The sequence below is a fragment of the Saccharospirillum sp. genome, from assembly GCF_039982735.1.
Taxonomy (GTDB): Bacteria; Pseudomonadota; Gammaproteobacteria; order Pseudomonadales; family Natronospirillaceae; genus Saccharospirillum.
This window is the reverse complement of sequence record NZ_JBDWXV010000011.1, coordinates 784,200-805,016: the sequence shown is the minus strand read 5'-3', so window position 1 is coordinate 805,016 and position 20,817 is coordinate 784,200. Positions and strand designations below refer to the sequence as shown.

The following is a 20,817-nucleotide window of genomic DNA, read 5'->3' as shown; positions in this document are numbered from 1 at the left end:
GAAAAAGGGCCGCAAACATACTGAATGCTTACAGGTTAGTCAAAATCCCGCTGTGCCGCCATGCGTTTTAGGTGTTGCCAGCGTGATACACACCAGATAGCCAAAACCGGGTTGCCCAGGGTCGGCAGTGTGATCAGCAACAGCAGGCGAACCCAGGGGTTGGGTTCGAACAGCCAGGCCAGCGCCAGGGCAATGAAAAAACCGCTGTACAGGTCGAGCAGTGAAATTTGCCCCCAAACCTGGCTGGTCAGCCACTGGCCCTGTTCAGAGAACAGGGGCCAGGGGTTGTAGATCAGCATCCAGCTAATGAGGGTCAGCGAGAGGCCGGTGCCCAGAATCAGAAAAACCAGTGCCAAACGGCTTTTTGCCCGGTTTGGTTTCATGGCTGGTCACCCTCCGGGTAGGTGTATTCGATGTTGGCGCTGTAGTTGCCACCGCCGGGTTTGGGCAGGTTGGTCAGCCCGGCGTAACGCAGCAGTCGCTGGGTTTCTATATCGTAGGTCAGTTCAATGTCGCTGATCACCAGGCTGAGCAGGCGGTTGCGAACATTGAGTTCGAGCATCAACTGACCATCGGCTTGCTCGATGGGGCGCAGGCGCAAGCCCAGCCACCGGGTTCGGGTGGGGGCCAGAAACTGGAATTCGACACTGTCGCCGTCGAGTAAGGTGTCGAAATGGTCGAGAATGAAGTAGTGGAAGCCGCCATCAATGACGTAGCCCTCTGCATCGGACCAGTCGAGAAAACCGGACTCAACCGACTCGATCGATACCCCATCGGTGTTGGGCTCAACGGTTTCGGTTCGTTGCGGGTCGACGACCGTTAACCGGTAGGCGGGGCGGGCCGGTTGCCAGTAGGTCATGTCTTTTTGGGCGAGTTCATCCCCTTCTGGCGTCTTATAGAAGACGGTTTCCCGCTGAGGCACACCGTCGACCCGCTCCAGTCGGTGCTCTTCGGTATACAGAAGGTCGCCACTGTCCAGATCGTAGGCGTTGCCGGTGAACTCGGTCGTGTCGGATTCTTCAGCCACACTGGTCAGTGCCAGCCCGGCCAGAAGCAGGCCCAAAAGCACGGGTTTGGTGGCCCTGGTCCGGTGGCTTGGGGTGCTGCAAACTAACAGGGATGTCATGTCGTCTCTATTTGAGTTGGATGCGTGTGATTCGGCCGATCAATCCACCAGTAGAACAGGGGTAACCAGAGCCCCCAGGCCAGTGGCACGGCAATCAGTGCCCAGGGTTCCATGGTGGCGGCACCGAACTGGGTGCCGGCAACGTAACTGCCCCCGCCGCCGACTACACCAAGTACGATCTGCAGGCTAAGGCGACCTTTCAGCCAAGCCAGTGAATGGTTCAGCGTCAGCGGAAACATCAGCCAGAGCCCGACCAGCCAGAGCGGTACTGGTTGCCCGGTGCCCAGGAACTGAACAGCTGGGGTCAGATGCCAGATAAGATCCACCAGTAAACCCATAATCATGATCGGGATCACCGCCTGCCATTCGCGCCGGCTGCCAAACAGGGCGGCGTGCATGGCTACAAAGCCCAGCGCCCAGAAAATCGCCCAGGCCGACTGGGTGAGCACCAGCAGGAACCAGCCAATCTGGAAACCGGCGTAGTTGAGTACCGCTTTGCCTGCGTTCAGTTTCATTGGGCCGGGTCTATCCAGGTCTGGCGGTTTTTGTCTTTGGCGAACATCACCTGATGCGTGCCGATGGCGCGTTCGGTAAAGCCGCCTTCGCAGTAGGCAAAGTAGTAGCGCCACAGGCGGTAGAAGGTGTCGTCGTAGCCTAGCTCCAGAATTTGATCACGCGCGGCCACAAAGCGGTGATGCCAGTCTTTTAGGGTGCGGGCGTAGTGATCGGTCATGTCTTCCAGGTGCACCATTTGCAGATCGGTGTGACGCTTCATGTTGTCCAGCAGAATCGACAGCGACGGCAGGTGGCCGCCGGGAAAGATGTATTTGCGGATGAAGTCGACCGAGGAGCGGTACTCCTGATAACGCTGGTCGGGCATGGTTATGCACTGGATCAACGCAGCGCCGTCATCGGTGAGGCGTTCTGACAGCACCTTGAAATAGCTCGGCAGGTAATCGTGACCAACCGCCTCAATCATCTCGATTGACACCAGCTTGTTGTATTGGCCAGTGAGGTCGCGATAGTCCTGTTTGAGTAGGGTGATTTTATCGGCCAGGCCCAGTTCATCAATGCGCTTGCGGGTGTAGTCGTGCTGCTCATCGGAAATGGTGGTGGTGGTCACTTTACAGCCATAATGCTTCGCGGCGTGAATCGCCATGCCGCCCCAGCCGGTGCCGATCTCGAGCAGATGATCGCCCGGCTTCAGGTCCAGCTTCTGGCATACCCGGTCGAGCCGGTGGCGCTGAGCCTCTTCGAGTGTGGCATCAGAGCTTGGATAAATAGCGCTGGAGTACATCATGCTGTCGTCAAGAAAGGCTTCGAACAGTTCGTTGCCGAGGTCGTAGTGGGCGCTGATGTTTTTGCGCGAACCGGCCTTGTCGTTGCGGTTGAGCCAGTGGGCCAGCCGCAGAACCGGTTTGGTAACCAGCCCCAGTGTTTTATTCAGTTTTGACGTAGTGTCGAGGTTCACCGCGAACACGCGAACCACTGTGGCCAGGTCTGAGGTGTCCCAAAAGCCGGCGACGTAGCATTCAGCGGCGGCGAGTGCGCCACCGGTGAGCATTTCCCGGTAGGTGCGGGTGTTGTGGATGTGGACGCTGGCGTGGGGGCCGTCCTGGTCCGGGTTGCCGAATACATAGGTGCCAGACTCATCGTGCAGTGTCAGTGACCCGGTGTGGAAGCGGTTCAGGGCCTTGAACAGCAGGCGCTGAGCCAGCGGACCCTGGGTCCCGTCAAAACGCGTCGGAGTGGCCGTTGTCATGCCGTTGTTTCCTTTTTCTCTTTGTTCGGGTGTGGGATGAAGGGAACCTTCTTCAGCCACAGTTTGAAGGCTTGCCAGTGTATGCCCGTTACCACCTTTACGGTCATCGCCGGAAAACGGATGAGGGCGCGGCGCATGGCGCGGGCGCTGATCGGCGCGGCGTCCATGACCAGGGTGGCATCGAACACCTTGTGCTGCTCGCGGTGGTTTTCCAGATGAATGCGCAGCGTTGGTTGCGGCAGGCCGAACACCCAGCGGTAATTCATGTCCATCGGTAAAAAGGGCGAGACATGAAACGCCTTGCTCAGCCGGTATTCGCGATAGTGCCGGTGAACCCGGTGCGGTTCGTAATGGGGGTTAGAGGGTGTTGGGGTGGTGTTGGATGATTCGGCCAGCAGCACGTAGGCGTGGCGCTCTTTCCAGGGCGTGTTGGTGACTTCGGGCATCACGGCCAGTAAGTTGTCGTTGTGGTCGAACACATAGTAGACCGACACCGGGTTGAACACGTAGCCAAGGTAGCGCACATGGGTCAACACCCGTACCGAGGCAATGTGCCGGGGTTCCAGTTCGCTGTGCATGCACACCTTGTTGATGACGGCCTGTTTAAGGTCAGGCGTGTTCGGGTCGAAGTAATCGGCCCGGCGAAAACTGGCCCAGTTGAAACGCTCGATCGACCAGAACCGGGAGCTGCCGAACACCTCGTCGATTTCATCGAGATCGAGATAAAGCATGAACAGCGGGTAGGTGAAGCGGTGCTCTGCCGGGCTGTAACGGCGGTGACGCACCCAGCCCTCGTAGAGGCAACTGTTCAGTGCCATGGCTCAACTCCAAAACTGGATACAACGCGCAAGGCACTGTTAACACCGTCTTCGTGAAAACCATTGAACCAGTAGGCTCCGCAAAAATGGGTGCGGTTCTGGTTTCCAATCCGATCGTATCGGTTCTGGGCGTCAATACCGGCTTTGGTAAAGACCGGATGGGCGTAGTTGAAGCGGTCGATGATTTTCGCCGGGTCGATGTCTGCAGTGCGGTTCAGCGTAACGCAAAAGGTGACCGGCGCGTCGTCGAAATTCTGCAGAATGTTCATGTTGTAGGTCAGCCCGACCGCATCGGCCGGGTTGCGCGGAATGTGGTAGTTCCAGGCGGCCCAGGCTTTTCTGTGTTTGGGCAGGAGGGTCTCGTCGGTGTGCAGTACCACCTCGTTGTTGCTGTAGGGCAGGGCGCCGAGAATGTCGCGTTCGTCGTCGGTCGGTTCGGCCAGCATGGCCAGCGCCTGATCGCTGTGACAGGCAAAAACAACCTGGTCGAAGCGCTCGGTTTGGCCGTCGCCAAAGGCGAGCGTAACACCCCCGGCATCGCGCTCGACCCGGGTGACGCCCCGGTTCAAGTGTATGCGGTCTTTGAACGGTTCAGTCAGCGGGGCAACATAGGCACGCGATCCGCCGCTGATGACATACCACTGCGGCCGGTTTTTAACCGACAACAACCCGTGGTTCTTGAAAAACCGAACGAAAAACAGTGCCGGGAAGGCTTCCATTTCGGTTTCGCCGGAAGACCAGATAGCCGCACCCATGGGCACGATGTATTTGCGGATAAAGGTTTTGCCGAAGCCTTTTTGCTGAAAGTACTCACCCAGCGTCAGATCGGGTGTCAGTATGCCAGCGTCGAGGTCTTCGAGGCTCTCTTTGTTGAAGCGCAGAATGTCGCGAATCATGCCCAGAAAACGGGGGTTCAGCAGGTTCTTGCGCTGCGCAAACAGAGTATCGAGGTTGTGGCCGTTGTACTCCAGGCCAGAGGCGTCGTCGCGCACGCTGAAACTCATTTCGGTCGGTTCACGGTTCACAGCCAGGGGCGCCATCAGTTTATTAAAATTGTGGTACACCCAATCGTTATAGACGATAAACCCGGTGTTCACACCCCAGGTGCGACCGTCGATGGTCACATCCCGGGTGTTGGTGTGGCCGCCAATGTAATCATTCTGCTCGAACACCTGAATATCGTGATGCGGGTGCAACAGCCGGGCGGTGGTCAGCCCCGCGATGCCGGTTCCAATGATGGCAATGCGTTGTTTCATTGAGTGTCCTGTCGGTTTTAACGGTGTTGTGTTGTTCAATTCAAATCAGTTTAGTCGGCCTTTTAACCAGCCCAGCAGTGAACCCAGAGCGGGTACGTGATCGAAAATCATCTGGTTGCTGTCGAAATAATCCTGATGGCGGGTGATCTTTTCAGCGAAGGTCAGGTAGGTGACACCGGGTATCAAAATGGGCGCGCCACCTTTGAGCTTTGGGTGACGGAAGGTCATTTCCCAGCGCAGCATGGCTTCGTTGTTCTGTTCCCATTGGGTGAGGTAGCGGAACGAAATTTCATCCACATTTTTGTACATGCCTTCGAAATAACGCTGCAGGTTTCCGAGGCCTTCAATTCTGTGCAGCGGGTCGATAAACACGATGTCGCGGTCATAGATGTCGCCGAGCAGGCCGTCTTTCACCGTATCCCGGTTTAGCCGGTTATACACATCCTGCATTTGTTCAAGCATAGGAATCTCCCAGGAGATAGTTTTGAGCGTCGAGCTGCGAGTTCATAGCTAACAGCTCGAAGCTCACAGCTCATAGCTGTTTAAATAATTCCAACGTCTCTGCGCGGGCTCGTTTGTAGTTAATCAGCGGCCGTGCATAACCGAGATGTCTGGCGAGTTGCTGCGTTGGTTCGTGTATGGCTTCGGCCGGCACGCTGGCCAGCTCTGGTACCCAGCGGCGAATGTATTCGCCGCTGGGGTCAAAGCGTTGCGACTGGGTATGAGGGTTAAAAATGCGAAAATAGGGTGCCGCATCGACGCCGGTTGAGGCACACCATTGCCAGCCGCCGTTGTTGCTGGCGAAATCGATATCGAGCAATTGCTGTGCAAACCAGCGTTCGCCCTGGCGCCAGTCAATTTTTAGCAGCTTGACCAGATACATGGCAACGATCATCCGCACCCGGTTGTGCATCCAGCCGGTTCGGGCGAGCTGGCGCATGCCAGCATCGACGATGGGCACTCCAGTCTGCCCTTGTTGCCAGTGGTGCAGGGCGGTTTCATCCTGCTGCCAGGGAAAGGCATCCCAGCGCGGGTAAAAGGGTTCATGACGGGCGATGTCGGGTCGCCAGTAGAGCAGGTAGTGATAAAACTCACGCCAGATCAGTTCAGACAGCCAGGTTTGCACGCCGGCACTGTCGAATTTGGGGTGCGAAAAAGCGCTGTGCATACACTGGCGCAGGCTGATCGCTCCACTGGCCAGAGCAGCCGACAGGCGCGATGTGCCTTCGGTGGCGGGCAGATCGCGCTGATCTTTGTAGCGGGGCATGGCGTCAGCGAATTGGCCGAGGTGCTCATGGGCATCGTGCTCGTTCAACGGCAGTTCGGCGGTGCCGGTCCAGGCCACTTCGGGGATGTCGGGGAGTTCGGTCAGCGCAGGTGCCCTGGCCGATGGCACCGGTAGCGGTGCGGCCAGTGGCGTTTCGGCATGCTGACTCAGCCAGCGTTTCTTGAATGGGGTGAACACCCGGTACATCTCTCCCTGGCCGGTTAACAGGGTGGCCGGGTCGAAACCGACCCGGTCTTCCCCGACCCAGGTGGCGATGTCGGCTAACCGGGCTTGCTCGATAGCATATTGGTCGCGCTGTACTTCATCCCAGCCGAATTCTCGGTGGAAGGCGAGTTGGCGAACGCTGTGCTGGCGGGCAAAGTTGATGAGCTGATCGACTCCCGAGAGCCAGGTGTCGGCTTGCAGGATCGTCAGTGGAATGCCGAGTTGGGCCAGATCCCGGGCGACGGTGACCAGGGCAGATCGAAGGCTGTATTGGCGGGCCAGGCCGTAGTCGTGCTGCTGCCATTGCTTCGGCGTCCACAGAAAAATGGCTTGGACGTCAGCACCGGGCGCCTGGCAAGCCTCGGTCAGGGCGCTATGGTCACTGACGCGTAAATCGTTTCGGAACCAGACTAGTTGGGTCATTAAAAACTCTAGACAGAAGTTAGACGTACCATAGATACGCCTAATAAGTGTGATTGGTTCAAATTATTTATTTGGCGGGTGAGTCAGACTAAATCGGGTTTCTCAACCCCAGCGCTTCCGGGTAGGGGTTCAGAAACGTCTGATTCATCAGGTAGGGGAACTGGTCGCCGTGCAGAAAGGTGTAGTGCTTGAGCAGTGAGACCGGGACGATGAAGGGGACTTCGCTGGCTTTGTACTGTTCGATCGAATGAATCAGCGAGGTTTTTTCCTTTTCGGACAGCTGGTTTTTGAAATAGCCCATCACATGTTGCAGCACATTGACCCGGTGGCCCCGCTTGGGAATGTTCGAGAGCGCTGACATCAGTTCTACCAGGTATTCCTGGCCAAAGGCTTCCCGGTCTTCGATGTCTTTTAAGTTGGAAAGCTTTTGCCCCAGGCGTTTGTAGGTGGGGTAGTCGTGCATCATCAACAGGTATTTCTGCCGGGCGTGAAAGTCGATCAGCCCTTTGGCGGTGCGCCAGGGTTGCCCGGTGCGCCACTCGTGGTAAACGTAAACGCGCTGCACGAAGTTTTCCACCAGGTTCGGGTCACTCAGACGGCCGCTTTCTTCAAAGGGCAGGGCCGGTGCGTGGCGTTGCAGCACCTCTGTGTACAAGCCGGCGGCGATTTTCTCGGGAATCATGTTCTTGTTGTACAGCTTTACTCGCTCCATACCGCAACTGGGCGAGCCTTGCATGACGACATAGCCGTCGAGTGCATCGAGCTCGGGGACGATGCTTTCGGCGTAGTGCTGTAATTTCTCGGTGTAGTCGTCAGTCAGGTTGACTGAATCGACGGCCCGGGTGCCATGGTCGGTGCTGATCAGCCGGATTGGGTTGCGCGGTATGCCCATACCGATGGCGACTTCCGGGCAGTAGGGCACGAAATCGGCGTACTGGCCAAAGGTTTGTGTCAGCCAGCGGTGGTGTTTGTGGCCGCCGTTGAAGCGGACTTCATCGCCCAGCAGGCAGCTGCTGACGCCCAGTTTAAGTTTTGTCATTGCGTGAGATGTTCCTGTCGCCCGGTTATGGGTGGCCGTTTCCTGAGGTGCGTAATCGCTTGGTATCGTCGGGCGATACGCACCTCAAGTCCAGCCTGGATCACTGTGCGCCGGCGCGCAGGCTTTGCAGTTGCTGTTGAAAGTCGCTGGCCAGAGTCGACAGTGTATCGCTGAGCGTTGTGGCTTGCTGGCTTTCGCTGGCGGTTTCTTCCGACAGGTTGCGTATCTGGATGATCAGTTCGGCCAGTGAGCCGGCGACGCTGGTTTGTTCTTCAGCGGCGGTGGCGATTTGCTGGTTTTTGTCGTCGATGGTATGAATCGCCGCGAGAATCTCCGTCAATTGTTGCTCGGCCTGGGTAATGTGTTCGCCGGTGGAGCGGGTTTGCACCAGGCCGGTTTCCATCGCCTGGTTGCTGTTGCGTGCACCGGTTTGAATGGTCTCAACAATGGCGCGGATTTCAACGGTTGATTGCTGGGTTTTCTGCGCCAGTTGACGCACTTCATCGGCAACCACCGCAAAACCACGGCCCTGGTCACCGGCCCGGGCCGCTTCGATGGCGGCGTTCAACGCCAATAAGTTGGTTTGTTCGGCAATTCCCTGAATCACACTCAACACCGACCCGACGTTTTCAGACTCCTGCGCCAGGCTGTTGATCAAGCTGGCGGTAGTCTCGTTGTCGCTGGCCAGCTTGGCCATGGTGCTCTGGGCGGTATGCATGGCCTGGCTGCCTTGTTCGGCCAGTTGGCCGGTATGGCGGGTTGAGTCGGCGGTATCGGCCGCATTGGCGGCGACTTCCCGTGAGGCAGCTTCCATTTCTTCAATGGCGGTGGCGACTTGCTGGCTGAGATCGTGCTGCTGAGCGGTGGCCGAGGTGATGGACCCGGACATCACGTCGAGCCGGTTGGTGGCATCGCGCAGGGCGTTACTGTTGCGCTCAAGGTCGGTCACCATGGTTTGCAGGAACAGGCGCAGGTAGTCGAGTGTTTGACCCAGTTGGCCAAGCTCATCTTGCCGTTTCAGTGTAATCGGCTGATCGTAACGCCCGTTGCGGATGTGGTTAACGCCGTCGGTCAGGCCGTGTATGGGCTTGATGATGGCACTGCGAACAAACAGGAAGATCGCCGCCAGAATGACCAGGCTAAGTACTATGGCAACGGCGACCGCCAGGCGCACGGTCTGTCTGGCGCTGGCCTGGGCTTCGGCATTGGCAGCGATAGCCAGGCGCGATAATTCGTTGCCCAATTCAGACATCGCGGCCGAGGGTGCCCGGTCTATGCCAGAGACGGCTGCATCGCCTGCGGTGTGATCGAAATTGCTGTTTATAAAGGCTTGCCGGCCTTCAGCGTAAGCGGTGGCCATGGTTTGATGGTCTTCAAGAAACTGCGTGGCAATGGCCTGCAGCTCGGGGTAAGCCCCCAGGTCGTTCGCCAGGTTCGTGACCAGAGCGTTGACCCTGTCTGATTGTTCATTGAAGGCCGTCCAGTAGCGGTCCATGCGGTCCGGGTCCTGGCCGCGCAACAGAATGTTCTTCCATTCCTGCACCTGGGTCTTGAATTCAAGATGGGCGGTGTCGGCCCGTTTCTCCAGTTGTTTGACCCCCTCAGCGACGCCCACCAGGCGGTTGACTGACTGATTCATCGAAAAGATGCCTACAAAGGCAACGATGGCCATGGCCAGTATGCTGAGCATGATGCTCATGAGCAGACGAAACTGAATAGAACCTGTCTTCACGGTGCAACCTCCGTGTTGTGACCGTTTTGACAACGGGTCGTTTTCGGTAAGCCAACCCGTCTGAAATCGTGCTGGCACTGCATATACGGGGTTATCGACCCGTTCGATCAAAGCTGTAGCTAGAGTAAGCGTAGTTCGATTTAACCCATGCCCTTGAGTTTTTTTAAATCATAGGCATAATGCCGCGCTCTGCGTTAGGGTGGCTCTGCCGGTCCCCCCGCAACGAACGGTCGTAAACCCCGCCAGGCCCGGAAGGGAGCAACGGTAGCGACTTTCTCGTGTGCCGGGGTGTGGCTGGTGGAGCCGCCACCCATCTTTGTACTATCTTGCTGTTTTTAGTGATGTCCCGTACCACCTGGTTTCATTGGGTTGCCCGGCCATGCTTGACGACTAACTTCTTGTTTTATAGACGCTTTTTTTATTCTGGCAGCCTTCCTTGTTCCAAGTTAGGATACGGTTTCGTTTCTCCGGTTTCATGAGCCTTCATGTCTTATCAGGTATTGGCCCGTAAATGGCGACCCGCCACCTTTGAACAAATGGTGGGGCAGGCCCACGTCTTGAAAGCGCTGGTCAACTCGCTCGATCAACAGCGGTTGCACCATGCCTATTTGTTCACCGGCACGCGCGGGGTGGGAAAGACCACCATTGCCCGTCTGCTGGCGAAAAGTCTGAACTGTGAAGTGGGCGTCAGCTCCAAACCCTGCGGCAAGTGCTCGGCCTGTACCGAAATTGCCGAAGGCCGCTTTGTCGACCTGATAGAAGTGGATGCCGCCTCGCGCACCCGTGTTGAAGACACCCGCGAACTGCTCGAAAACGTTCAATACGCGCCGACGCGGGGCCGTTATAAGGTCTACCTGATCGACGAAGTGCACATGCTCTCGGTCAGCAGCTTTAATGCCCTGCTAAAAACGCTGGAAGAGCCACCGCCGCACGTCAAGTTCCTGCTGGCCACCACCGACCCGCAAAAATTACCGGTGACGGTGTTATCGCGGTGCTTGCAGTTCAACCTGAAGAACATGACGCGCGAGAGCATAGTCAGCTACCTGAACTCCATTCTGGGGCAAGAGCAGGTGCCCTTCGATGAACCCGCCCTCTGGCTGCTGGCCGAAGCAGCCAACGGCAGCATGCGTGATGCACTGAGCCTTACAGACCAGGCCATTGCCTATGGCGAGGGTGAACTGAACGAGACTGACGTGGCCACCATGCTGGGCACGGTCGACCTGAAGCGGGTGTTACACCTGGTAAAAGGGCTGATCGAGAAAGATGCCGACAACCTGATGCAGCAGGTTGCCGGCATCGCCGAACACGCGCCGGATTACCGCACCCTGTTGAATGAACTGTTGTCGACCTTGCATCGGGTCGCCATTGCCCAGGCTGCCCCTGCGGCGCTTGATAACAGTAAGGGCGACCGTGACGCCATTGCGGCGCTGGCCTCGCAGGCGCAGGCGGAAGACATCCATTTGTTTTACCAGATCGGCACCCTGGCCGCCAAAGACCTGGCGCTGGCCCCCAGCGAACGGGCCGGGTTCGAAATGGCGCTGTTGCGCATGCTGGCCTTTAGCCCAAGCCCGGCGCGCAATGTGAGTGATTTGCCCGCGCTGGAAAGCCGTGTCAGTGCCGAGGGCGTGGGTGATGCTTCCCCAAAGCCACAACCCGCTGTGCAGGCACCTGAGGAGCCTGCTGCCGTCGCAACACCGGAGCCAGTTGCTGAATCGGGCACTACTTCCACAGAATTACCCGACACCGGCGCTGTAGTAGCCGATGAACCGGCCAGTTCTCAAGGTGCAATAACGGCAGAAACGGTAAAACCGGAAGCAGACGCCGCAGAGCCGGTAACAGAGCCTGTGGCTTCCGTGGTCGAAGCAGAGCCCGAAGAACCCGCAAGCCCGGCTCAGGCCGCGGCCAATGAAGCGCCACCCAAACCCGCCAGCCAGGAAGAAGACCGGGCACCCTGGGAAGGTGACGATGACGAGACCGGCTGGGCGCCTGCCCCCCGGCCCGTTGCCGATTTACTGGCCGATCAGCCAGCCGCCAGGCCCCAGGCCTCGGTTGATGCCCCAGAACCCGTCGCTGAAGCAGAAAATGCGGCGCCCGCCCGGTCGTCGCCGCTCGATGCGCTGGCTCACGCCGAGGTGATGGACCCAGAGCCGTCGCTAGCCAGCGAACCTGAAGCAGCTCCGACGCCCAAAGCGGCGGAACCAGTGCAAAGCCAGGTACCGGTCAACCATGACCCGAATCAGTTGATTCACCCGGAAACCAACCCGGCGCGCTGGCCGGATACCGACCTCGAAGCCGACCCGGTGTTCTGGTGGCAGGTGACCTTGCACAAGCTGGGTCTGTCGGGCATGACCAAAACGCTCTTTGCCCATTCCACCTGGGCTGGGTACGACAACGGCCGTTTACAGCTGATTATCTCCGACAACTATCGAAAACTGATGAATGAGACCCATATAGAACGACTCATGGCCGTGCTGGGTGATTTTCTGCCGGGCGTGACCGGACTCGATTATCAGTTTGGCGTGGCCGAGAAAACGCCCCAGGTCTGGTTCGACCGCTTGAATCATGCGGCCTATGAAATGGCGGTGACAGCCTTGCACGACGATCCGTTCGTGCAGTCGCTGGTGTCGCGTTACGACGGTGACTTGCAGGCCGATACGGTAAAGCCAGCGTATAGCCCGTTGCCGTCGGTATCGTGAACCGCCGGCGAGTCAGTGAGACCGAAAACAGAATACACGATCAGTAACAAGCCAATTGCAATGGTCGGCAACACCGATAACAGGAGCCTTGAGCGATGATGAAAGGTGGTATGGGAAACCTGATGAAACAGGCCCAGAAGATGCAGGAAGACATGAAGCGCATGCAGGAAGAAGTGGCACGCGCTGAAGTGACGGGTGAATCGGGCGCTGGCCTGGTTAGAGTCACCATGAACGGCCGGCACGATGTAAAACAGGTATCGCTGGATGAATCGGTGATGCAGGAAGACAAAGAGCTGCTCGAAGACTTGCTGGCCGCTGCCGTAAACGATGCCGTGCGTAAGGTGGAAGCCCTGAGCCAGGAAAAAATGTCGTCGACCACGGCCGGTATGCAGTTGCCCCCCGGCTTTAAAATGCCGTTCTGACGAACGAGGTCTGGCATGGCGTACAGCCCGCTTACAGAGCAATTGATGGAAGCTTTGCAGGTCCTGCCCGGTGTGGGTTCGCGCTCGGCCGAGCGCATGACGCTGCACCTGCTGGAGCGTGACCGCGAGGGCGGTCAGATGCTGTCGCAGGCACTGCAGCGCGCGCTCGATGGCGTGATGCACTGTGCCCGGTGCCGGGTGCTGACCGAGCAGGCCGTCTGTGAGCTGTGCCAGAATGACGACCGCGACCATAGCCGTCTGTGCGTGGTGGAAACCCCACAGGACCGCGAAGCCATCGAGGTGTCCGGCGGCTATTTGGGTGACTACTTCGTGTTGCAGGGGCACCTGTCGCCCATAGATGGTATCGGCCCGGATGAATTGGGAGTGCCCCTGCTGCTCGAGCGGGTCAAAAGCGGCGACATCGAAGAAGTGATACTGGCGACCAATGCCTCTATGGAGGGGGAAGCCACCGCGCATTACCTGACTGAACAGCTGCAACCGTTAAAGGTCGTAGTCTCCCGGATTGCCCGGGGCATCCCGGTCGGATCGGAATTTGGCCGCATCGATAGCCACAGCTTGTCGCAGGCTCTGCAAGATCGCAAACCATTGGGTTTTGAACATGATTGAACACTACCACTGGGTGGGTGATAACGATGCGCTGCGCCTGGCCTGTCAGCGCTGGAAAGCCGCTCTGGTACTGGCAATGGATACCGAGTTTGTCCGCACCGAAACCTTTTTTGCCAAACTGGGTCTGATTCAGGTCGGGCTGGAAGGCGAGGTCTGGCTGATCGACCCATTGGCGATCAGCGACTGGCAGGCGTTCGCGGCCGTGCTGGAAGACCCGGCCATTATCAAGGTGTTTCATTCACTGTCGGAAGATGCCGAAGTTCTGTTTAATGGCACCGGTGCCCAGGTCGCACCGGTGTTTGACACCCAGATTGCCGCGGCCCTGCTGGGCAACGATTTGCAAATGGGCTTTGCCCGGGCCGTTGAAGCTGAGCTCGGCGAAAGCCTGCCCAAAGACGCGACCCGCTCCAACTGGTTGTTACGCCCACTGGCTGAAGAGCAATGCCAGTATGCCGCCGCCGATGTGTTCTGGCTGGAGCAGCTCTATGAGCGATTCGCGCCCCGGCTGCGGGAAATGGGCCGCTTTGACTGGGTGCTGGAAGACAGCCAGCGAGCGGCACTCGACAGCTTTCCGCCGAGCCCTGAACAGTATTACCTGAAATTGCGCGGTGCCTGGAAGCTAAAGGGAACCCGTTTGTACTGCCTGCAACAGCTGTCACAGTGGCGCGAGCAACAGGCTCGTGAACAGGATGTGAACCGCTCGCGCATTTTGTCGGACGCCGAAATCATCCAGATCGCCCAGGCTATGCCGACGCAGCGCAGCGTCGTGGCTGGCCTGAAGGGCCTGCACCCGCGCAAGGTTCGCCTCTATGCCGATGCCGTGGTCGATATTGTGCGCCGCTGCAACGAAGCCAGCCGGGAGTTCTGGCCCGAGCGACTGGCCGGGCCGTTACCAGCCGACCAGGCCGCCCTGTACAAATCGGTCAAAGACCTGATCGCTGATCTGGCCCGGGAAACTGCGGTACCGGCCGAAGTGCTGGCCCGGCGCAAGCCGCTGGAGCAACTGGTCAGAAGTGGCTGTTACACCGGCGACTACGAGTGGCCGGAGATGATGACCGGCTGGCGCAAGCCGTTACTGGTCGATCCGCTGACCCGTCTGCTGGAGGAGCATCACCGTGAAGCCAACGACTGACCGGGTACTGGCCAGTATTTACCGCTCTTCGGCGCGTCAGGATATGTACCTCTATGTATCCCGTCACGAAGGGATGGCCCGGGTACCTGAGCCACTGCGCGAGCGCTTTGGCACCCCTATCCCGGTGATGGATTTGTTGCTGACACCGGCTCGCTCCCTGGCCCGGGTAGAGGTCGGTAAAGTCATGGCGAAGATCGTCGAGCAGGGCTATTACCTGCAAATGCCACCGCCGCGAGAAGAGGGCATGCTCGACCTGTACCGTGAACCCACAACCCCGGTGCACCCTCGCTGATGGCTGATCAACCTTTCTGGAAGCGCAAGACGCTGGCGCAGATGACGACCGACGAGTGGGAGTCACTCTGCGATGGCTGTGCCAAGTGCTGCCTGCAAAAACTCGAAGATGAAGACAGCGGGGAGGTATTCTATACCCGCGTGGTATGCCAGTATCTGTCCGACAGTTGCCGGTGCACGGTCTATCAGGAACGGCAACAGAAAGTCCCCAACTGCGTCTGGCTGAAACCGGAAGACGTCGATCAGTTTTTCTGGCTGCCCAGCACCTGCGCCTACCGGCTGGTAGCCGAAGGCGAAGACTTGCCGGAATGGCACCCGCTGCGCGCGCACGACAGCCAGCGCATTCATGCGGTCGACGCCTCGGTGCTGCACCTTGACCCGGTACGGGACAATGAAGTGCCGGAAGAAGACTGGGAAGACTACATCATCGATAACGTCTAACTCATTACAGCGATTTTTTGGAATTCAAATAACTCATGATTTATCAAGACATCTACTGGACGGCTGCCGTTGCCTACGGCCTGGGTGTGATTGGCTTCTGGCTGGTCGTGTGGCGGATTGGCCGGTTTCTGCCGTGGCGCCAATTGCGCTGGTGGATCACCTGGATCTACCTCTGTGTGGTCCTCACCCCCTGGCAGGGCACCGAACCGGAGCCCTATTACGCGCCCGCGATTATCGTCGCGGCGTTTGATTTCATGGATGTGGGCCTGGACGCCAGCCTGGCGATTCTGATGCCAATGCTGCAGGCAATGGTTGTGGGTACGCTGGTGATCGTGATTCTGGGCATCGTATTGCGACTGCGCAGCATGAAACAAGCCGGTGAGGCCCCCCGGGAAGCCGGTTAAAGTGTAAAAACACCGTCAGGTCTGTTATATCTACACGCCGTTTGAATGCCTTCCAGCTCCGGCGGCAGGCATTGACAGATTCATGATACCGCTGCCCGTGCCGATAGCGCGTGGCAGGGGAGTCCCCATAATAAATACCCGCAGTGGTGGTAAGGAGTAGGCATGGCCCTTCATATTTTCGTTCTGATCGCCGTAATGCTGATGTCGGGCGTTTTTGGTGGCCTGGTCAACTATTACATGTTGTCCCAATACGATCCGGATACCACCAGTCTGCCGCGCAGCCTGGTGGTCGGCATCGGGGCGGCCTTTCTGGTGCCGGTGGTACTGGCGCTGGTTAACAGCGATCTGATCGCCCAGAGCCAGGAAGATTCGAGCCGCTTTCTGATTTTCACCGGTTTTTGTTTGATAGCCGCCATCGCCAGCCGCTTTGTGGTGACCAGTGTGTCCGACAAGATTCTGGCTGAAGCCAGAACCGCCCGGCAGCAAGCCGACCGGGTAATGCATGAGCTCTATCTGGTTCAGGCAGAAATCAAGCCATTAATCGAAGCCGAAACCGAAGATGACCAGCCAGTACCGGCAGAAGCGCTGACGCCCGATGAAGAACTGGACGTCACCACGGCGCAAGTACTGAAAACCCTGGGCAACGGCCGCTATATTTTCCGCTCGTTGCAGGGCCTGTGCGACGAAACCGATGCCACCGAAGCGACCATGGTCAAAACCCTCGATATTATGGTTGCCCGCAATCTGGCCGGTCGCATCATGGGCAAGCACGGCATTCGCTGGCACATCACCGAAGCGGGCCGCCGCATGCTGGCCAGAATGGGGTGATGGCCTGCCAATGGCCCGTTGATTGCACAGCAGCTGTAATACAACGATCGTCGGCGACTGACCGGTAAAGAACGGCAACAAGTCGCCGATGTTATAGCCATGGGAATCTTTGGATGACAGCTATGCTGGGACAGTCAGGTTGGCCACGCCCTATTCATATGCGGGTGTTTGGTGTGCTTTTGGGGTTAGTTCTGGTCTCGCTTGTGCCTGCACAGGCAGAAACCCCGCCTCAACCGACCGCCAGCGACGTGCGCATTCTGATTGATATTTCCGGCAGTATGCGCGATACCGACCCCCAAAATCGCCGGACACCGGCGATTAACCTGCTGATCGACGCCATACCCAATGAAGCGACGGCCGGGATCTGGAGTTTCGGGCGCTACGTTAACCTGCTGGTACCTCACGACCCGGTGACGAATGACTGGCGCGCCAGTGCCCGTGCCCGGGTGGCCGATTTGCGCGCTATTGCCCAGCGTACCAACCTCGGCGCCGCCCTCGATGATGCCGCCTACGACTTTGGCTTCTCGACCTACAGCCCGCCGACCGACGTTATTCTGATCACTGACGGCCAGGTTGATATCGCCCCAAATACCGATGTGAACCGGGTCGAACGCGACCGGATTCTCGACACCGTCATTCCCCGTTTTGCCGCTGCCGGTGCCCGCATTCATACCCTGGCACTGGGTGGTGCTGCCGATGCGGGCTTATTGGAACAAATGGCGAGTCAGACCGGCGGTGTGTTTGCCGAAGTTCGGCAGCCAGCAGAGATGCAGTCGTTCATCGTGCGGGTATTGAATTCGGTTAGCCCGGGTAATGAGCTGCCATTCGATGGTCGCAGGTTTACCGTCGATGACGAGGTCACCGAACTGACTGCGCTGGTGATGCACGATGCGGGTGAGGTCGAGTTGCGCCAGCCTGACGGCACTTTGAATTCGGTCGCCTCACCCGGGTCACAGCGTTGGCAGGCCGGGCAGGGCTATACCCTGATCAGTATTGACAACCCCGAGGCCGGGCGCTGGGAAGTGCTGGGCGATATTAACGATGACAGCCGCATTCAGGTGGTCTCCGACGTTAACCTGTACTGGACTCAGCCAACTGGGTCGGTGGTGTTGCAGGACCAGCCACTGATACTGGAACTGGGCGTTGCCGATGCCTCGGGTGATGTGGTGCCCGACGCGCTGATTAACGTTATGACCCCTGCGTTACGGATCAATGGCCGTCAGGTCGATGGTCTGCGCTGGGATGGCAGGCAGCTTCGCGCCCAGATTCCCAATACCTACGGTGATGCAGACATCGAACTGGAAGTGACGCTCGATGGCGGTACCTTTCAGCGCCAGATCCGCAAGACCGTGGTGAACCGGCCAGCCTTGCTGTCTGAGCTGCTGGTGACGGATCAGGGCATTCAATGGCGCCTGTACCCGGCCGACCGCGGTCTGGTGTTTGAGCAGGTCGATTTGCAGGCGATGATTGAAGGCCCGGTGAGTCGCGAGCAAAGCTTTGAAAACCACGCCAGTGGCTACTTTTATGTCAATTTGTCAGCCGACCTGCCTGATGGCAATTACCGGCTGAGCCTGACGGGCGACGCCGACGTCAACGCCCGGCGAGTCTCACAATTCGGCGTTGCGCCGATAGAGCTCACATTGCCATTGCCCGCAGATTGGCCTCGCATACTCAACCCCGAGGCGCTTCCCGCCGAGCCGGTAACAATGACCGGGCCCGAAACCGAAGCGGCTTTCATTAAAGCGCCGATGCCCGAGTTCGAAGAATTGAGTGTGCAGACACCGGTTGCGACTGACAACACCCAAGCCGACCCGATGGCAGAGACCCAGGAACCGGCAGAACCCTTCCCGTGGCTACGCTATCTGTTGCTCAGCCTGCCAGGGCTGCTGATACTGGGGGCCTTTTTTCTGGTTTACCGTCGGCTCGACCAGCGCAGCAAGGGGGAATCAGAAGACTTGCTGGCTGAAGACCGGGGCCTGGCCGATGTTGCCATGGGTGATCTGGAAGGTCTGGAAATGACCGCTGATCTCGATGATGCCAGTATGGATCAGGGTATCGATCAGGCCCGAAACAGCCAGGCCGATGACCAGGAGGCGCCCGTTATCGACGATGTGTTCGACGCCGATGAGGCTGAGCCCTCACCGCCGGAACGCACTGAAGCCCCGCGCGTCAGTATGGAAGACAGCCTTGATACCCGGGCGCTGGATGAAGATGTCTGGGGTGAGCTGGACAGCGAGCCCGACCCGCTCGATGACCTGGATGCCGGTGAAGACGATGATCTGTTCGACATCAGCAATCTGGAAGATGGCCTGTCCGATCTCGAGAACCTGAACCTCGACGAGGACGATCCGTTCAAAGACGACCCCTTCGATGTCGCCGAAGACGATCCCGCTAAACGCTGACTGGCGAGAACTCCGACATTTGAACATCGGTTTAGGCTATTTACTCACAGATAGCCGGTTTACTGTGCGCTCTATTCATTAAAGAGTTGAATTCTGCTCGGTAAAAAAGAGACAATCGGGCCAGCAAATAAAACAAACGTTTGAATGAAGCCAGTGTCAGCCAGAGTAGTTGAAGGCAGGCGGGCATGCAGTCAGGCGGTATACGCATTGATCGACAATAAGAACGAGAGGAGTGTCCATGAGCGACGTTTACACCCATACGCAATACCCGGGCGGTATGAAAGCCACGGTCGACCCGGAAGCCTTCGACACAGTGCTCGATCTGTTCGACCAGAAAACCAAGGAATTCGCCGACAAGCCGGCCTACAGCTGCATGGGGCAGACGTTGACCTACGCCGACATCGATCGTCTGTCGGGCAACTTTGCCGCCTATCTACAGAACGAGACCGATCTGCAACCCGGCGACCGCATTGCGGTGCAGTTGCCCAACATTCTGCAGTACCCGATTGCGGTCTTTGGCGCACTGCGAGCGGGGTTGATCGTGGTTAACACCAACCCGCTGTACACCGACCGGGAACTGGAACACCAGATGAACGACTCGGGTGCCAAGGCGCTGGTGGTCTATGCCGGCATGGCTGCCCAGGCTATTCGGGTTCAGCCAAAAACCCCTGTACAACGCATTATCGTCACTGAAATTGCCGACCTGCATCCGGGCCTGAAGCGGGTACTGGTCAACACCGTGGTGAAGAAGGTCAAGAAAATGGTGCCGACCTACGACACCAGCAAGGTAGGCAGCTTCCGCGATGCTCTGAAAAAAGGCAGCACCAAAACCTACAAGCGCGCCGCAAGCGGTCACGATGACACCATTATTCTGCAGTACACCGGGGGCACAACCGGTGTGGCCAAGGGCGCGATGCTGACCAACCGTAACCTGATCGCCAACATGCTGCAGTGTTACGAGTTCTTCAAGCTGACGCTGAAAGACGGCCAGGAAACCTTTGTAGCGCCATTGCCGCTGTACCACATCTACGCCTTTACCGTGAACTGCATGACCATCATGCTGACGGGTAACCACAACGTCCTGATTCCGAACCCCCGCGACATTCCCGGTTTCGTCAAGGAGCTGGGCAAGCACCGGTTCACCGGTTTTGCCGGCCTGAACACCTTGTTCGTGGCGCTGATGAACAACGAAGACTTCAAGAAGGTAGACTTCAGCGCCCTGAAACTGACCATCTCCGGTGGTATGGCGCTGACGCGTGCGGCTGCCGAGCGCTGGGAAGAAGTGACCGGCTGCCCGATCTCGGAAGGCTACGGCATGACTGAGTCATCCCCGGTGATTTCGTTCAACCCGGCCGGCCATCAGCAACTGGGCACCATTGGCATTCCGGCCCCGAATACCGAAGTCCGCATCGCCGACGACGATGGCAAGCTGCTCGGCTTCGATGAAGCGGGTGAACTGCAGGTGCGCGGACCTCAGGTCATGAAGGGCTACTGGAACCGCCCGGATGACACCGCCAAAACCGTCGATGAAGACGGCTTCCTGAAAACTGGCGACATCGCCGTGTTGCAGAAAGACGGTTATCTGAAAATCGTGGATCGCAAGAAAGACATGATCGTCGTCTCCGGCTTTAACGTTTACCCGAACGAGATCGAAGACGTGCTGACGCGCCACCCGAAAGTGGTGGAATGCGCCGCCGTTGGTGTTCCTAGCGAGAAAACGGGCGAGGCGGTGAAAGTCTTTGTGGTGACCAACGGACCGGTCGAGGAAAAAGAACTCTCCGACTTCTGCCGTGAAAGCCTGACTGGCTACAAGGTACCCAAACAGTTTGTCTTCCGGGATGAACTGCCGAAGACGAACGTGGGCAAGGTGCTGCGCCGCGAGTTGCGTGACGCTGAAGTTTGAAAAGACGCAGGACATGATGAGAC

At 58.1% G+C, this 20,817-nt stretch carries 20 protein-coding genes and 1 other RNA gene; 11 read left to right on the top strand and 10 right to left on the bottom strand.

The window, feature by feature from the left end; all coding sequences use genetic code 11:
* Positions 1-35: 35 nt before the first annotated feature.
* The 10 genes from ABJT94_RS11980 to ABJT94_RS11935 all read right to left on the bottom strand — a co-directional run bounded on the left by ABJT94_RS11980 (position 36) and on the right by ABJT94_RS11935 (position 9,648).
* Entirely contained in the window at positions 36-383 is a 348-nt protein-coding gene (locus tag ABJT94_RS11980) for a hypothetical protein (protein ID WP_348475055.1), read from the bottom strand.
* Positions 380-1,126: a hypothetical protein gene (locus ABJT94_RS11975; protein WP_348475056.1), complete on the bottom strand. Its 747-nt coding sequence runs from the start codon at positions 1,124-1,126 to the stop codon at positions 380-382. Before ABJT94_RS11975 ends, ABJT94_RS11980 begins: the two co-directional genes overlap by 4 nt.
* Complete coding sequence (locus tag ABJT94_RS11970) at positions 1,123-1,641, bottom strand: DUF2878 domain-containing protein (protein ID WP_348475057.1); 519 nt, start codon at positions 1,639-1,641, stop codon at positions 1,123-1,125. Before ABJT94_RS11970 ends, ABJT94_RS11975 begins: the two co-directional genes overlap by 4 nt.
* Positions 1,638-2,888 carry a cyclopropane-fatty-acyl-phospholipid synthase family protein gene (locus tag ABJT94_RS11965; RefSeq protein WP_348475059.1) on the bottom strand — a complete coding sequence of 417 codons (1,251 nt, stop codon included), beginning with the start codon at positions 2,886-2,888 and terminating at the stop codon, positions 1,638-1,640. The genes ABJT94_RS11970 and ABJT94_RS11965 overlap by 4 nt, the downstream gene beginning before the upstream one ends.
* Positions 2,885-3,706, bottom strand: a complete 822-nt coding sequence (locus ABJT94_RS11960; protein ID WP_348475060.1) for a DUF1365 domain-containing protein — start codon at positions 3,704-3,706, stop codon at positions 2,885-2,887. Before ABJT94_RS11960 ends, ABJT94_RS11965 begins: the two co-directional genes overlap by 4 nt.
* The gene (locus ABJT94_RS11955) at positions 3,697-4,962 is read right to left on the bottom strand and encodes an FAD-dependent oxidoreductase (protein ID WP_348475062.1); all 1,266 of its coding nucleotides are present in this window, start codon (positions 4,960-4,962) and stop codon (positions 3,697-3,699) included. The genes ABJT94_RS11960 and ABJT94_RS11955 overlap by 10 nt, the downstream gene beginning before the upstream one ends.
* A gap of 45 nt (positions 4,963-5,007) precedes the next feature.
* Positions 5,008-5,424: a nuclear transport factor 2 family protein gene (locus ABJT94_RS11950; protein ID WP_348475064.1), complete on the bottom strand. Its 417-nt coding sequence runs from the start codon at positions 5,422-5,424 to the stop codon at positions 5,008-5,010.
* Positions 5,425-5,494: 70 nt separating this feature from the next.
* Positions 5,495-6,877, bottom strand: coding sequence for an FAD-binding domain-containing protein (locus tag ABJT94_RS11945; RefSeq protein WP_348475065.1), 1,383 nt, complete (start codon positions 6,875-6,877; stop codon positions 5,495-5,497).
* A gap of 88 nt (positions 6,878-6,965) precedes the next feature.
* Positions 6,966-7,916 (bottom strand): DUF1722 domain-containing protein, encoded by a 951-nt coding sequence (locus tag ABJT94_RS11940; RefSeq protein WP_348475066.1) that lies wholly within the window; start codon positions 7,914-7,916, stop codon positions 6,966-6,968.
* Between the two features lie 100 nt (positions 7,917-8,016).
* Positions 8,017-9,648 carry a methyl-accepting chemotaxis protein gene (locus ABJT94_RS11935; RefSeq protein ID WP_348475068.1) on the bottom strand — a complete coding sequence of 544 codons (1,632 nt, stop codon included), beginning with the start codon at positions 9,646-9,648 and terminating at the stop codon, positions 8,017-8,019.
* A 206-nt stretch (positions 9,649-9,854) separates the two neighbouring features.
* Between ABJT94_RS11935 and ffs the strand changes: the two genes are divergently transcribed.
* The 11 genes from ffs to ABJT94_RS11880 all read left to right on the top strand — a co-directional run bounded on the left by ffs (position 9,855) and on the right by ABJT94_RS11880 (position 20,794).
* An RNA gene (ffs, locus tag ABJT94_RS11930) (signal recognition particle sRNA small type) lies at positions 9,855-9,951 on the top strand.
* 182 nt (positions 9,952-10,133) lie between these two features.
* Positions 10,134-12,344, top strand: a complete 2,211-nt coding sequence (dnaX, locus tag ABJT94_RS11925; protein WP_348475069.1) for a DNA polymerase III subunit gamma/tau — start codon at positions 10,134-10,136, stop codon at positions 12,342-12,344.
* A gap of 95 nt (positions 12,345-12,439) precedes the next feature.
* Entirely contained in the window at positions 12,440-12,766 is a 327-nt protein-coding gene (locus tag ABJT94_RS11920) for a YbaB/EbfC family nucleoid-associated protein (RefSeq protein ID WP_348475071.1), read from the top strand.
* Positions 12,767-12,781: 15 nt separating this feature from the next.
* Positions 12,782-13,393, top strand: coding sequence for a recombination mediator RecR (gene recR / locus ABJT94_RS11915; protein WP_348475073.1), 612 nt, complete (start codon positions 12,782-12,784; stop codon positions 13,391-13,393).
* A complete protein-coding gene (rnd, locus tag ABJT94_RS11910) occupies positions 13,386-14,525 on the top strand; it encodes a ribonuclease D (protein WP_348475074.1) in 1,140 nt (379 codons plus the stop codon). Before recR ends, rnd begins: the two co-directional genes overlap by 8 nt.
* Entirely contained in the window at positions 14,509-14,817 is a 309-nt protein-coding gene (locus ABJT94_RS11905; protein ID WP_348475075.1) for a YcgL domain-containing protein, read from the top strand. Before rnd ends, ABJT94_RS11905 begins: the two co-directional genes overlap by 17 nt.
* The gene (locus tag ABJT94_RS11900; protein ID WP_348475077.1) at positions 14,817-15,257 is read left to right on the top strand and encodes a YcgN family cysteine cluster protein; all 441 of its coding nucleotides are present in this window, start codon (positions 14,817-14,819) and stop codon (positions 15,255-15,257) included. The genes ABJT94_RS11905 and ABJT94_RS11900 overlap by 1 nt, the downstream gene beginning before the upstream one ends.
* 35 nt (positions 15,258-15,292) lie before the next feature.
* Complete coding sequence (locus ABJT94_RS11895) at positions 15,293-15,661, top strand: hypothetical protein (RefSeq protein WP_348475078.1); 369 nt, start codon at positions 15,293-15,295, stop codon at positions 15,659-15,661.
* Between the two features lie 162 nt (positions 15,662-15,823).
* Entirely contained in the window at positions 15,824-16,489 is a 666-nt protein-coding gene (locus tag ABJT94_RS11890; protein WP_127555526.1) for a YEATS-associated helix-containing protein, read from the top strand.
* 122 nt (positions 16,490-16,611) lie between these two features.
* Positions 16,612-18,891 (top strand): vWA domain-containing protein, encoded by a 2,280-nt coding sequence (locus ABJT94_RS11885; RefSeq protein WP_348485211.1) that lies wholly within the window; start codon positions 16,612-16,614, stop codon positions 18,889-18,891.
* 238 nt (positions 18,892-19,129) lie between these two features.
* Positions 19,130-20,794 carry an AMP-binding protein gene (locus ABJT94_RS11880; protein WP_348475081.1) on the top strand — a complete coding sequence of 555 codons (1,665 nt, stop codon included), beginning with the start codon at positions 19,130-19,132 and terminating at the stop codon, positions 20,792-20,794.
* Positions 20,795-20,817 lie beyond the last annotated feature (23 nt).